The organism is Bradyrhizobium sp. (genome assembly GCF_047605465.1).
Classification (GTDB): Bacteria; Pseudomonadota; Alphaproteobacteria; order Rhizobiales; family Xanthobacteraceae; genus Bradyrhizobium.
On the sequence record NZ_JASGFS010000014.1, the window covers coordinates 71140 to 84628 of the forward strand.

Sequence of the window (13489 nt, forward strand, 5' to 3'; positions counted from 1 at the left end):
TGATCCGCTCCTGAAGACCTTCAGGCAAGCGAACCAGGCAGCGAACAATACGAAATCTGCAAGCGCCGTGGGGACGGCGAGAACTATGGAGTGCACGTCAGTGGGGCGTCTTACATTGCGTCGGGGCAGCGCGGCTTTTCTCTGCTTCGTGAGTTATTCGGCTTTCGGCACCTCGTCCGCGTCGTCGCAATCCACGACCCTGCCTCCGGTTTCAGTCGATGCGCCGGTGCCGCGACATGCGGCGACGTCGGTCAACCGTCCTGCCGGTCAAACGGCTAAGCGCCGGTCCCGCCAGGCAGCGACGCGACCTGGAACGACGAGCCCGGCGCGAACTCCTCTTCCTTCGGAGGTGGCCGATGCCGCCCGCCGAAGCGAGGTGGGCTATGTGCCGAAAGTGTCCACGACGGGGACGAAGACGAGCGAGCCGGTCGCAACCACACCGGCGACCATCTCGGTCGTCAATCAGAGCCAGTTGGAGGCAACCCGGCCTGCGAACGTCGCCGAAGCGTTGCGGTACACGCCCGGTGTGATCTCGGAAGGCTTCGGCATTTCGAATCGTGACCAGATCTACGTGCGCGGCTTCAGCGAGACGGATGGCGGGATTCAGTATCTGGACGGATTGAGACTGCCGTTCGGCAGCGGCTTCGCGAGCCCCCGCCAGGATCCCTACCTCCTCGACCGGATCGAGGTCATCAAGGGGCCGGCGTCCGTGCTCTATGGTCAGGCCAGCCCCGGCGGGATCGTGAATTCGATCAGCAAGCGGCCGCTGGACGAGCCGTTTCACGAGGTCATCCTCCAGGGAGGAAACTGGAACACGGCAAATCTCGGCTTCGATTTCGGCGGACCGGTCAACAACAACCCAGACGTGACCTATCGACTGGCCGGTATCTTGCGCAACGCCGAGGCGCAGGCCGACTTCGTCCGGGATTTCCGCCAGGCCGTCGCTCCCAGCATCAGCATCAAGCCGACCGACGACACCAAGCTGACGCTGTATGCGAGCTACATCCACGACAGCCCCGGCGGACGCTTCTACAATCTGCTCCCGTCGCAGGGAACGGTGACCTACAATCCGAACGGTCAGCTGCCGCGAAACCGCTCCGACGCCGATCCCAACTACAACAAGTTCGATCAGACGCAGGCGAGCGCCGGCTACACGCTCGAACACCGCTTCGACAACATTTTCAGCTTCCGGCAGAATACGCGCTACTATCATGGGGAATCCGAGCTGAACGACGTCTTCTCGATCGGCTACCAGGCGGGGTCGACGACGACGGTCAACCGGTTCACGCGCCTGAACAAGGAGAAGCTCGACGGCGTCACGAACGACAACCAGCTGCAGGCCCGGTTCAACACCGGTGTCCTGCGCCATACCGCGCTTCTCGGCATGGACTATCAATACCTGAAGGATACGAGTGCGCTGGGCCTGGCCTTCTCGCTGCCGCTCAACCTGTACGCACCGGTCTATTATCAGGCCATCACGGCGCCGCCGATTCTGTCGAACCAGCTACAGCGGCAGGGCCAGCTCGGCGGCTATGCGCAGGATCAGGTGCAAGTCGGCAATCTTCATCTGCTCGCGGGCCTGCGATATGACGACGCTGCGACGGATACGACGAACCTGCTGACAAACGCGCCGACCCAAAGGAAATCGTCTTCGGCGATGACTTACCGCCTGGGCGCCTTGTACCAGTTCGAGAGCGGCTTTGCCCCATATGTCAGCTATTCGACGTCGTTCTTCCCGACGACGGGCTACGACTTCTTCGGTCAGCCGTTCAAGCCGACGACCGGCGAGCAATCGGAAGCGGGAATCAAGTTCCAGCCCAAGGGCTACAACGCCCTGTTCACCGTGTCGGTCTTCGATCTGACCAAGCACAATGTGCTGACGGCAGACCCGGATCCGACGCACGGTTCGTCACAGGTGCAGATCGGTGCGGTCCGTTCGACCGGCGTCGAGTTTTCGGCGACGGCGCGACTTCTCGACAACTGGAATGTGCTCGCATCCTACGTCTACAACGACGTGCGGGTGACGCAGGCCAATGTCAACGCCGGCACGATCGGCAAGCATCCCGTCCTGATCCCGGAGAACGCCGCGTCGTTGCTCCTGGACTACACGTTCAGAGGCGGTCCGGCGGCCGGCCTGACCCTGGGAGGCGGCGTCCGCTACATCGGCACGACTTACGCGAACGACATCAACACCGTCGCGGTGCCGAGCTACGTGGTGACCGATCTTCTGGCCCGCTACGACTTCGGAGCGCTCTCCAGGCAGTATGCCGGTTGGCAGGCCCAGCTCAACGTCTCGAACCTGTTCGACAGGGTTTATGTGGCCGGCTGTACCAATCTCAGCGCTTGCTACTACGGACAGGGACGCACGGTGCTCGCGGGATTGCGGTATCGCTGGTAGGCGGCGGTTCTCTCCAGCCGATTGTCTCGATGGCATGCGATGAATGCGAAAGCTGATCTGGCTTCACAAGTGGTCCAGCCTCACTTGCACGCTGTTTCTCCTGGTGACGTGCTTCACCGGGCTGCCTCTCATCTTCAGGGACGAGATCAATGATTGGTTGAGCGACGATCCGCTCTACGAGGTGATGCCGGCCGGGAGCCCCCGGGTCGATCTCGATCGCATCACCCGCGAGAGCTACGACCGATATCCCGGAGACATCATCATTTCGGTGTCCATCGACGACGACGATCCGAAGATCGTCGTCTTCATGGCCTCGTCCTGGGATGCCTTCGCGAAAGACCAGAGCGTCGCCCACTTTCTCCGGTTCGACGCCCGAACGGCGAGACTGCTGAAGGAGTCGAAGCCGGTCGATGAACGAAGAATGACCCTGACCGGGGGCGTGCTTCAATTGCACCGAAATCTGTTTGCGGGCATGTTCGGCGAACTCCTGCTCGCTACAGTCGCCGCTGCGTTCATCGTCTCGCTGGTGTCCGGCGCGTTGCTGTACGGCCCCTTCATGCGCCGGCTCGAATTCGGCACGATACGGCAGTCCCGCTCGCCCCGCATCAAATGGCTCGACGTTCATAATTTTCTGGGCATTGCCATCGTTGTCTGGATGGTCGTGGTGGGCGCGACCGGCCTGATGAACGAGCTGTCTTTGCCGCTCTTCAATCTCTGGCGATCGACCGACGTCCGGAATGCGCTTGCCCGCAGCGTGGGCGATCCGATCTCGCCGAGCCGCCTGGGATCGCTTCAGGATGCTTTCGAGAGTGCCCGAAAGGCCGTTCCCGGCATGACCGTATCGAGCGTGATCTTTCCCGGGGGTGCGTTCAGCACGCCTTACCACTACGTGTTCTGGGCGAAGGGCAATTCGCCGCTCACGGCCAAATTGTTTCAACCGATACTGGTCGACGCGCGCGATGGAGAGTTCGATCGGCTGCTGCCCATGCCGTGGTACCTTCGATTGCTCGAGCTATCGCGGCCGCTGCACTTCGGCGATTATGGCGGACTGCCGCTCAAGATCATCTGGGCGCTCCTCGATGCCGTTACGATCCTCGTCCTCGTCACCGGGATCTATCTCTGGCTGGTGCGGAACGGGCGCGCCGATCCGCGGCGATGAGGGGCGGTGGCTTCGCGCCGGACGGCAAGATCGGGGGGCGAAGCGCCGCACCGGCGATCCGCCCAATGAGGCGTTCGTTCGAAGCTCGCGAATGCGCCGGCCCCTGCCGCGAGAACGCTTCCATCAACCGGGGCTGGTTTCCAGGCCCTCGGGCTGCCAGCCCGCCGTGGCCGACAAAGCGCGCGCGTGGGCGAGCAACGTCGTTGCCGTCGCGCCCTTGAGGTCGTCGTCGAGGATTCCGATCGGCCCCATCATCGTAATGGCCGCGATCATGGCGCCTGTCTGATCGAAGATCGGCGCCGAGAAGGAGGTGAAGTTCGGCAGCAGGGCATCGCGGCAGCGGCTGATGCCGTCGCGCTGGATGGCCGCCACCATCTCCTCCACCTCGGCCTTCGTCGCTGGCGCATCATCGATCCGCGCGTGCCGGGACCGCTCTTCCTTGAGCTCCTGTTCCAGCATCGGCTCGGTGATCGAGCGCGGCAGGTGCGCGAGGAAATTGCGGCCGAGCGCCGAGCGCAGCAGGCTGAGCACGCTGCCGACACGCAGTTCGATGATCGGCCGGCTGGCGCCACCCTCGACGCGATAGATGATGGTCGGTCCGCGATTGCCCCACACGCCGAGAAAGACCGTATGGCCGATCGTCGTCGCCAGTTCGGTCATCGCCGGGCGGGCGGCGGTGAAGACGTCGAATTGCTCGATCGCGGCCATGCCGAGCTTCAGTGCGTAGGGACCGAGCGCATAGCAGCCGGTGTCGGTCTCCTGCCGGACGATGCCCACGGCCTGAAAGCTCACGAGGTAGTAGTGGACGTTGGCTGCCGACATTCCCGTCTTGGTGGCGATCATCTTGAGCGGGACGGGACGCAGTTCGGTGCGCAGGTAATCGAGGATCCGGAAGCCGATCTCGATCGACTGGATGCCGCGGCGCCCGGAGCGTTCCGCCTTCTCCGGCTTCACGGATTTGGGCCTCGGTGCCCCTGTGGCGCGCTCCAGAACGGGCGCGAGCGATCTGTCTGGCGGCGGGTTTCCGCGCGGCTTCTTCACTGAAAATCCTTTTGAATCAGATCGTTATTCGATCCTGAGGCATGGCGCATTATTGGGCTCGGCGCGCCGGATATTCAAGCTTGAATGATTTGATAATATCATATCTATCTGACTATATACGAAGGAACCGTTCCGTATGCCGCAGGCGGGGCTGGCGGGACACCAAGCAGGGGAATGGCGATGGATGCACTCACGGAGACGGAGACGGCGGCGGCCGCCCATCACGATCTGACGCGGAGCGAGGAGCGGCAGGTCGTGCTCGCTTCGACGCTCGGCACGATCTTCGAGTGGTATGATTTCTTCATCTACGGCTCGCTGGCCGTGTTCATGAGTTCGGTGCTGTTTCCGGCGGACAATCCGACGGCCGCCGTGCTGGCCTCGCTCGGCGCGCTCGCCGCGGGCTTCGTCATCCGCCCGATCGGCGCGGTGGTGTTCGGCCGCATCGGCGATCTGGTGGGCCGCAAATACACCTTCCTCATCACCATCGTGATGATGGGCGGCGGCACCGCACTGATCGGCTTCCTGCCGACCTATGCCGCGGTCGGCCATGCGGCGTGGATTTCGCTGGTCGTGCTGCGCCTGATCCAGGGCCTTGCGGTCGGCGGCGAGTACGGCGGCGCCGTCGTCTATGTCGCGGAGCACTCGCGTCCCAACCGGCGTGGCTTCCTCACCGGCTGGATCCAGATCACCTCGTCGGTCGGCCTGGCGCTCTCGATCGCCGTCATCATCGGCACGCAGAGCCTGATGAGCGAAGCCGACTTCAAGGCCTGGGGCTGGCGCGTTCCCTTCATCATCTCGATCGTGATGCTGGCATTCTCGATCTATATCCGCGCCAGGCTGCATGAATCGCCGGTGTTCGCACGGCTCAAGGCCGAGCGGCGCCTGTCGAAGAACCCGGTCCGCGACACGTTCGGCCGCTGGTCCAGCCTGCGTCTCGTGCTGATCGCGCTGTTCGGCGCCACCGCCGGCATGGGCTCGACCTACTTCACGGGACAGTTCTACGTGATGATCTTCATGCAGCAGGTGGCGAAGATCGATCTGCAGACGTCCTACATCCTGATGGCGGTCGGCCTGATCATCGGCGCTCCGGCCTTCATCTTCTTCGGCTGGTTGTCCGACCGCGTCGGCCGCAAATGGCTGATGATGGCGGGCCTCGCGCTGTCGGCCCTGTGCTATCGGCCGATGTTCGCCTCGCTGCTGGAAGCCGGCAATCCGCAGCTCGTCGCCGCAACCCGCAGCGCGCCCGTGATGGTGCATGCGGATGCGTCCAGCGAAGCGTGCAAGTTCGGCCTCGCGGCCGCGTTGCTTAGCACGCACGGCGATCACAGCAAGCCCTGCGTTCAGGCCAAGAAGCTGTTGATCGCGAGCGGCATCAACTTCAGCTATGCGCCGCCGATCGACGGAAGCGCCGTGGCGATGTCGGTGAAGGGCACGACGATTGCGGGTTACGACCCGGCCGCCTACCGCAAGGCGCTGGCCGACGCCGGCTATCCCGCGAAGGCCGATCCCGCCAAGGTGTCGTCCGGCTACATCGTCTTCCTGCTGATCGTCATGACCATCATCGTGGCGATGATCTACGGGCCTGTGGCATCGTTCCTCGTCGAGGTCTTCCCCGCGAACATCCGCTACACGGCGCTGTCGTTCCCGTATCACATCGGCGCGGGCATCTTCGGCGGCTTCCTGCCGTTCTTCGCCACCTATCTCTCGCTGGCGGTGGGTGACGTGTTTGCGGGGCTCTGGTATCCGGTCGTGATCTGCGCCGCGGTCGCGGTGATCGGCTCGATCGTGCTGCCCAACAAGCCGAAGCTCGAGACCGACTACTGAATCCTTCACGTCGCACGCGGGCTGCCGTCATGGCAGCCCGCGTTTCGCAATCTCGTCACCTTCCGGGAGGGGTGCCATGACTTCGAACAGCCGCAGCTACAAGGCCGCCGTCATTCAGGCCGGGTCGAATCCGAATGACACGCTCGCATCCGCCGAGAAGGCGGTCAGCCTGCTCAAGCAGGCGGCCGACGCGGGCGCCCGGCTGGTGGTCTTTCCCGAAGCTTTCCTCGGCGGCTATCCCAAGGGGAATTCGTTCGGCGCGCCGATCGGCCTGCGCAAGCCTGAAGGCCGCGATGCGTTCCGCGTGTACTGGGAGCAGGCGATCGATCTCGACGGACCCGAGGTCGAGGCAATCGCGACGGCGACGGCCGCCACCGGCCTCTTCGTCGTCATCGGCTGCATCGAGCGTGATCGCGGCACGCTGTACTGCACGGTGTTGTTCTTCGACGGTACGAAGGGTCTCATCGGCAAGCATCGCAAGCTGATGCCGACCGCGGGCGAGCGCCTGATCTGGGGATTCGGCGACGGGTCGACCATGCCTGCCTTCGAGACCTCGCTCGGCACGATCGGCGCAGTGATCTGCTGGGAAAACTACATGCCGGCGCTGCGCATGCACATGTACAGCCAGGGTGTCAGCATCTACTGCGCTCCGACCGCGGACGATCGCGATACCTGGCTGTCGTCGATGCAGCATATCGCGCTCGAGGGGCGCTGCTTCGTGCTCACCGCCTGTCAGTATCTCAAGCGCGGCGCGTTCCCCGAGAACTATGAATGCTCGCTCGGCAACGATCCGGAGACCGTGCTGATGCGCGGCGGCAGCGCCATCGTCAATCCGCTCGGCAAGGTGCTGGTCGGGCCGAATTTCGACGGCGAAACGATCCTCTATGCCGACATCGATCTCGATGACGTGGCGCGCGGCAAGTACGATTTCGACGCCACCGGTCATTATGCGCGGCCCGATGTGTTCCAACTCATTGTCGACGACCGGCCGAAGCTCGCGGTCTCGACGGTCACCGCGTCGCCGACGAGGACCTGAGCAGCATGTTCTTCGACATGGGCCAGCTTGCAGCGGAGATACGCTACAAGATCCTCACGGCGACCGTGACCCCGCGCCCCATCGCGTGGGTGACGACCCGTTCGGCCGACGGCATCGCGAATGCGGCGCCGTTCAGTTTCTTCAATGTCCTGGGGCACGAGCCTCCGACGGTCGTGCTCGGGCTGCTGCGCCATCCCGAGAAGGGATTGAAGGACACGGCGGAGAATATCCTTGCGACCGGCGAGTTCGTTGTCCATCTCGTGCCGCACCAGATGGCGGAAGCGATGAACGCGACCTGTGTCGACGCGCCACCCGGCATCGATGAACTCGCGCTGGCCGGCCTGCAGACGGTCCCATCACGGATGGTTTCCCCTCCGCGCATCGCCGGCGGTCCGGTGGCGTTCGAATGCCGCAGCCTGTCGTCCCACGAGACCGGGCCGAGACAGATCGCCGTGATCGGCGAAGTCGTGTGCGCCCATGTGGCGGACAAGTTCGTTCTCGACGCCGGAAAGGGCTACATCGACACGCCAGCCCTCGATCTCATCGCACGCATGCATGGGAGCGGCTGGTACGCGCGCCCGGCTGATCTGTTCCAGCTGGCCCGCCCTGCGCCGATCGGCGAAAGCGTGATGAAATGAGATTTGGCCGGCGTGCCGCCACGCCGATCAAGCGTCCGGCGGCGTCTGGCGCGCCGCATTGTAGACGGCGCGGATGACGTCGAGAATCTCGCGCACTTCCGGCGAGGTGTCGCTGGCGCGAAAACTCATGATGAGCGGCGAGGTGATCGAATCCTCGGCGAGCGGGCGATAGAGCACGCCGTGCCTGCGTAGCTGCTGGACGGATTGCGGGACCAGGCTGATGCCGACGCCGGCCGCGACGAGGCCCAGCGCGGTCTGCAGCTCGCGAACCTCCTGGACGACCTGCGGCTCCGTGCTCCGGTCGCGAAAGAAGGACAAGATCTGGTCGGCATAGCTCGGCCGCGGCGACCTCGGATAAAGCACCAGGGGTTCGGCGGCGATATCTGCGAAGCGCAGCGTCTTGCGGTCACGCAGGCGATGATCCGGCGAGAGCGCGACCAGCAGGCTCTCCTCGACGATCACCTCGCGGCGGATGGCCGGATCATCGAAGCGAAGGCGGCCGAAGCCGACGTCGATGCGCCCTTCCTTCAGCGCCGCGATCTGCTCCACCGTGTTCATCTCGACAAGTCCGACTTCGAGCCGGGAATGGGTCTCGCGGAAATCGCGCACCACGTCGGGCAGTCCGCCATAGAGCGCTGAGCCGACGAAGCCGATGACGAGCTGGCGCCGCCCGGTCTCGCCGAAGCGGCGCGTCGTGATGCGGAGCTCGTCGGCCCGCTCCAGGATCTGCAGGGCGTGCTCGTGGAAGAAACGTCCAGCCGGCGTGAGGCGCAACGGCCGGCTGCCGCGCTCGAACAGCGCGACACCCAGTTCGTCCTCGAGATCGCGCATCTGACGGCTGAGGGGCGGCTGGGCGATGCGCAGCTTCTCCGCCGCACGCGTGAAGCTCCGCTCGCCGGCGATCGCCGTGAAATAACGCAGATGGCGCAGTTCCAATTGATACCTTTTAGGTATGGAGGAGGACCAACACGGTCTTTGACCTCAGGGCCTCCGGCGTGAAATGCCCTATCCCAACAGGAGAGACGCCCTTCATGAGCACCAACGTGCCAGCTCGGATCGATGAGGTCGAGACCTTTTTGGTCGATGTGCCCACCATCCGCCCGCATCGCCTGTCGATGCACACGATGAACAGCCAATGCCTGGTCCTTGTCATGATCCGGTGCTCCGACGGGACCGTCGGGCTCGGCGAGGGCACGACCATCGGCGGCCTCAGCTATGGCGAGGAGAGCCCGGAAGGCATCAAGCTCACGATCGACACCTACATCGCCCCGGCCATCATCGGCCTGGACGCTTCCCGGGTCGCCGCGGTCATGGCGGGGGTGAAGCGTCGGGTGAAGGGCAACCGCTTCGCCAAATGCGCCGTCGAGACCGCGCTACTGGATGCTCTCGGCAAGCGCCTCGGCCAGCCGGTGTCGGAACTCCTCGGCGGACGCCAGCACGATACGCTGCCGGTTGCCTGGACGCTCGCCAGCGGCGATACGGCCCGCGATATCGACGAAGCGGAAGAGATGCTGGCCAAGCGCCGCCACAACATCTTCAAGCTGAAGATCGGCCTGCGTGCCTGGAACGACGACGTGGCCCATGTCGCCGCCATCAAGAAGGCGCTAGGCGATCGTGCCAGCGTCCGCGTGGATGTGAACCAGGCGTGGTCCGAGCCCGTTGCGCGCCGCGGCATTGCCGCGCTCGAGGCCGCCGGTGTTGATCTGGTCGAGCAACCCCTGTCGCGCGACCATCGCGGCGCTCAGGCGCGCCTCGCCGGACGGTTCACGGTTGCCATCATGGCCGACGAGGCCTTGCATGGCCTGACGGATGCCTTTGACGTCGCGGCCGGCGGCACGGCCGATGTGTTCGCGCTGAAGATCGCCCAGGCCGGCGGCTTGTTCGACGCCGCGAAGATGGCGGCCGTGGCGGAGGCCGCCGGCATCGGCCTCTACGGCGGCACGATGCTCGAAGGTGGCGTCGGCACGGCGGCCTCGGCGCAGGTGTTCGCGACGCTGCCGCAACTGGCGTGGGGCACCGAACTGTTCGGCCCGCTGCTGCTGACCGAGGAGATCCTGGCGACGCCTCTGCGCTACGGCGACTTCGCGCTGCAGGTGCCGACTGGTCCCGGCATCGGTGTCGAGCTGGACATGGAGCGCGTCGCATTCTTCAGCCGTGATCGCCGCGCCCCGCGCGTCCATCCGGTCCTGACATCCGTGGGAGCCTGAGTCATGCTGTTCCAGGTCGAAATGAACGTCGAGATTCCGCACGGGCTCGCCCCCGAGTTGGTGGCGCAACTGAAAGAGACCGAGCGTCAACGCGCGCAGGAATTGCAGCGCAGCGGCCAGTGGCGCCATCTGTGGCGCGTCGCCGGTCGCTACGCCAATGTCAGCATCTTCGACGTGGAGAGCAACGAGGCGCTGCACGACATCCTGTCGACCCTGCCGCTGTTCCCCTTCATGCGCGTGAGCGTGACGCCGCTGTGCCGGCACCCGTCGTCCGTTCGTACCGACGACAGCTAGGCGCGCGGAACGGACCCCGGTCAACAAGAAGCAACAGTCATCATTTTCCTTGGGCGGAAACCACACCATGAACGAACAGATCATCACCGAGCCGCTAGAGACCTTCCAGGTGCCCGCCTCGGGCAATGGACAGCAGGAGCGGGACGCCGCGATCGAGAACGCGGCGATGCGCAAGGTCATCTGGCGCATCGTTCCGATCCTGACACTGTCGTATTTCCTGGCCTATCTCGACCGCATCAACATCGGCTTCGCGGCGCTCGAGATGAACAAGAGTCTCGGACTGTCCAGCACCGTCTATGGATGGGCGGCCGGCGTGTTCTTCGTCGCCTACATCATCTTCGAAATTCCGAGCAACCTCGTCCTGGAGCGCGTCGGCGCGCGGATATGGATCGCGCGCATCCTCATGACGTGGGGACTGATCGCAGCAGGGACCGCGTTCGTCGCGGGACCGACGTCGCTCGTCGTCATGCGGTTCCTGCTGGGCTTTGCCGAGGCCGGCTTCTTCCCGGGCGTTCTGCTCTATCTCACCTTCTGGTGTCCGGCGGCCTATCGCGCCAAGGTCATCGCCGCGTTTTCGGTGTCGGTGCCGCTCGCAGGCTTCGTCGGCTCGCCGCTGTCGGGCGCGCTGCTCGGCATGGACGGTTATCTCGGATTGCACGGCTGGCAGTGGCTGTTCATCGTCGAGGGATTGCCCGCGACGTTCCTGGGCCTGTTCGTCCTCGTCTATCTTCCCAGCAAGCCGGACTCCGCGAGCTGGCTGTCCGCCGAGGAGAAGCGCTGGCTGCAGCGCAAGCTTGCCGCGGAAGAGAAGGGCAACCCCGGCAGTTCGCATGGCAGCGTGTGGCGCACGCTGGCCAATCCCCGGGTGCTCGCCCTTGGGCTCGCCTCCGCCGGCAGCCTTGCGACCGGCTACGGCCTCGCCTTCTGGCAGCCGCAGATGGTGAAGTCGTTCGGCCTCACCAACTTCCAGACCGGTCTGGTCAATTCCGTTCCCTTCGCCGTCGCGGCGGTCGGCATGTTCGTGTGGGCACGCCGTTCCGACAGCCGGCGGGAACGCGTCTGGCACACGGTGGTGCCGTTGCTGGTGTCGGCAGCCGCGCTGGCGTCCTGCATCTATCTCCATCAACTGAGCCTGGTGGTCGTCGCACTGTGTTTCGCGCTGCTCGGCGGATACGGCGTGAAGGGACCGTTCTGGGCGCTGGTCTCCGAATGGACGTCGCCGTCGGAGAAGGCGGCCGCGATCGCCATGATCAATTCGCTCGCCAACATCTCCGGCTTCGTGGCGCCGTTCCTGCTCGGGTTCATCAAGGACCAGACCGGAAGCTTCGTGCTCGGCTTGATTCCGATGATCGTCCTGGCCCTGATCGGCGCGGCAACCATCCTGATCCTCAAAGGGTACGCGGCTGCCGGCTCGCGCCGGCTGGTGTCGTCGACCGGCTGACGATTGCCCGCGCGGGGCGAAGAACCGCGCAGAATGCGACGCATGAAGGCCGGAGGCATCGAGAACGATCGCCCCCGCGCCTCAGGCCTCCGCCTTCCTCGCGCGCCCCAGCGCGAACTGCCCGACCGGGCCTTCGACGTGGAAGTCCAGTCCCGTCATCGCCGCGAACAGATCGATGTTGCTGGTGCCGATGGCGCAGCCGCCGAGGCCCATGTCGGTCGCCGTCAGGTAGAACGTCTGGATCAGGCTGCCGACGTCCTTCAGGATCAGCGAATAGGCGATCGAGCTGTATTTCCGGGAGATCCGCCCGAAGCGCGCGGCGATCGTGATCAGGATCTGCGGCGGGCCTGATGCATCCATGGCAAACGTGGCGGCCATCGCCAGTGCCTGAATCTGTTGCGCGGAGGCATCGATCGCGACCAGCGCGTGGCCGCCCGCGTCGTAGTGATAAAATCCGCGCGCGAGGCCCTCGCAGTTCGAGACCGTCAGATACAGTTCCAGCTCATAGGCGCTGCCTGCCGCCGGATACGGCCTCGAACTGTAGGAGGCCGCGTGGCCACCGCCGGCATCCGCGCCGCTCGTCCATTCCGACATCACGCGGGCGCTGGTGCCGAGAAACCGCGCGAGCTCGGTGAGCGTGATGGGATGCCGGTCGTCGAAATCGCGGGTCGAATGACGCGCGTGCAGGAGTGCCGCGAATGGCGAGGTGGGCGCGGGCGCCAAACTGCCGAGCGGGATCGCCTTGCCGGGCCAGCGCGGGCGCACCGCGGGCAGGGGCGGAGTGACGCCGGCATAGGCGTAGGCGCCGCCGACGGGATCGCCGTGCCGGCCTTCCGTGCTCCGCGTGTGAAACACGAAATCGTGGAAATCCCAGAGCACGAGATCGCCATCGCCTTCGTTCACGCGAAGGCCGTCCGCATCCTTCGCGCCGAGCTTGAGCAGCAGTGCGCTGTCGAGCAGCAATCCGAGCAGGTCGAGAGGCAGGGCGGGCATCTGCCGGCGCAGCTTGCCGATCTGTTGCGGCCGCGACAGCGCGGCCAGCATCGCCGCGATGGCGGGATCGCCGATCCTGAACAGCGCCCCGGCGCGCGGCGATTCCAGCACCATCTCGTTGCCGCGCCGGCGCAGATAGGCGAAGCGCGACAACACGACCGTATCGCCGTTCGATAGTTTGACGGGACGCGGCCAGTAGTCCGCGATCTGCGGCTCGATGATCACGAGATCCCGCTGCTCGCGGGGCGAGAACAGGCGATAGTCGAGGAGCCGGTGCCGCGCCAGCCGCTGTGCCAGCGCGAGAACCTGTTTCGCCAGCGCGCTCCTGCCGGACATTGAAGCAAGCGGCAGGCCGGTGGCGAGATCCGCGGCGCGGTCGATCGCGGCGGGGCTGAACTGTCCGAGATTGACCGCATGATCGCCGGACACGGCGGCGATGCTTCCGTCGGCCTGCATGT

Annotated in this window: 11 protein-coding genes; 8 read left to right on the forward strand and 3 right to left on the reverse strand. The window is 64.9% G+C overall.

Going from position 1 to position 13489, the window contains the following annotated elements; translation table 11 throughout:
* Nucleotides 1-385: 385 nt before the first annotated feature.
* Both QM712_RS14450 and QM712_RS14455 read left to right on the forward strand, forming a co-directional pair.
* Nucleotides 386-2398: a TonB-dependent siderophore receptor gene (locus QM712_RS14450; RefSeq protein ID WP_415023785.1), complete on the forward strand. Its 2013-nt coding sequence runs from the start codon at nt 386-388 to the stop codon at nt 2396-2398.
* Between the two features lie 43 nt (nt 2399-2441).
* Nucleotides 2442-3557, forward strand: a complete 1116-nt coding sequence (locus QM712_RS14455) for a PepSY-associated TM helix domain-containing protein (RefSeq protein WP_415023786.1) — start codon at nt 2442-2444, stop codon at nt 3555-3557.
* A 123-nt stretch (nt 3558-3680) separates the two neighbouring features.
* Here the strand turns inward: QM712_RS14455 and QM712_RS14460 are convergent, their stop codons facing one another.
* Nucleotides 3681-4598 carry an IclR family transcriptional regulator gene (locus tag QM712_RS14460; RefSeq protein WP_415023787.1) on the reverse strand — a complete coding sequence of 306 codons (918 nt, stop codon included), beginning with the start codon at nt 4596-4598 and terminating at the stop codon, nt 3681-3683.
* 180 nt (nt 4599-4778) lie between these two features.
* Between QM712_RS14460 and QM712_RS14465 the strand changes: the two genes are divergently transcribed.
* From QM712_RS14465 to QM712_RS14475, 3 genes are all read left to right on the forward strand, one after another.
* Nucleotides 4779-6422, forward strand: a complete 1644-nt coding sequence (locus tag QM712_RS14465) for an MFS transporter (protein WP_415023788.1) — start codon at nt 4779-4781, stop codon at nt 6420-6422.
* A 76-nt stretch (nt 6423-6498) separates the two neighbouring features.
* The gene (locus QM712_RS14470; protein WP_415023789.1) at nt 6499-7458 is read left to right on the forward strand and encodes a carbon-nitrogen hydrolase family protein; all 960 of its coding nucleotides are present in this window, start codon (nt 6499-6501) and stop codon (nt 7456-7458) included.
* 5 nt (nt 7459-7463) lie between these two features.
* Entirely contained in the window at nt 7464-8096 is a 633-nt protein-coding gene (locus QM712_RS14475; protein WP_415023790.1) for a flavin reductase family protein, read from the forward strand.
* A gap of 27 nt (nt 8097-8123) precedes the next feature.
* On the opposite strand, the gene QM712_RS14480 is transcribed toward QM712_RS14475, so the two are convergent.
* Nucleotides 8124-9032: a LysR family transcriptional regulator gene (locus QM712_RS14480; RefSeq protein WP_415023791.1), complete on the reverse strand. Its 909-nt coding sequence runs from the start codon at nt 9030-9032 to the stop codon at nt 8124-8126.
* Nucleotides 9033-9127: 95 nt separating this feature from the next.
* Between QM712_RS14480 and QM712_RS14485 the strand changes: the two genes are divergently transcribed.
* The 3 genes from QM712_RS14485 to QM712_RS14495 all read left to right on the forward strand — a co-directional run bounded on the left by QM712_RS14485 (nt 9128) and on the right by QM712_RS14495 (nt 12038).
* The gene (locus QM712_RS14485) at nt 9128-10303 is read left to right on the forward strand and encodes a muconate/chloromuconate family cycloisomerase (RefSeq protein ID WP_415023792.1); all 1176 of its coding nucleotides are present in this window, start codon (nt 9128-9130) and stop codon (nt 10301-10303) included.
* Nucleotides 10304-10306: 3 nt separating this feature from the next.
* Entirely contained in the window at nt 10307-10597 is a 291-nt protein-coding gene (gene catC, locus QM712_RS14490; protein ID WP_415023793.1) for a muconolactone Delta-isomerase, read from the forward strand.
* A 67-nt stretch (nt 10598-10664) separates the two neighbouring features.
* Complete coding sequence (locus QM712_RS14495) at nt 10665-12038, forward strand: MFS transporter (RefSeq protein WP_415023794.1); 1374 nt, start codon at nt 10665-10667, stop codon at nt 12036-12038.
* A gap of 81 nt (nt 12039-12119) precedes the next feature.
* Here QM712_RS14495 and QM712_RS14500 read toward each other — a convergent pair whose 3' ends face one another.
* On the reverse strand, nt 12120-13487 hold the full coding sequence (locus QM712_RS14500) for a SagB family peptide dehydrogenase (protein WP_415023828.1): 1368 nt from the start codon (nt 13485-13487) through the stop codon (nt 12120-12122).
* Between the last annotated feature and the right edge of the window lie 2 nt (nt 13488-13489).

Excerpts from the sequence above, each read along its gene's own strand:
- QM712_RS14465 (WP_415023788.1), top strand. The coding sequence starts at position 4,779 with ATGGATGCACTCACGGAGACGGAGACGGCGGCGGCCGCCCATCACGAT.
- QM712_RS14470 (WP_415023789.1), top strand. The coding sequence starts at position 6,499 with ATGACTTCGAACAGCCGCAGCTACAAGGCCGCCGTCATTCAGGCCGGG.
- QM712_RS14475 (WP_415023790.1), top strand. The coding sequence starts at position 7,464 with ATGTTCTTCGACATGGGCCAGCTTGCAGCGGAGATACGCTACAAGATC.
- QM712_RS14495 (WP_415023794.1), top strand. The coding sequence starts at position 10,665 with ATGAACGAACAGATCATCACCGAGCCGCTAGAGACCTTCCAGGTGCCC.
- QM712_RS14500 (WP_415023828.1), bottom strand. The coding sequence starts at position 13,487 with ATGCAGGCCGACGGAAGCATCGCCGCCGTGTCCGGCGATCATGCGGTC.
- QM712_RS14485 (WP_415023792.1), top strand. The coding sequence starts at position 9,128 with ATGAGCACCAACGTGCCAGCTCGGATCGATGAGGTCGAGACCTTTTTG.
- catC (WP_415023793.1), top strand. The coding sequence starts at position 10,307 with ATGCTGTTCCAGGTCGAAATGAACGTCGAGATTCCGCACGGGCTCGCC.
- QM712_RS14455 (WP_415023786.1), top strand. The coding sequence starts at position 2,442 with ATGCGAAAGCTGATCTGGCTTCACAAGTGGTCCAGCCTCACTTGCACG.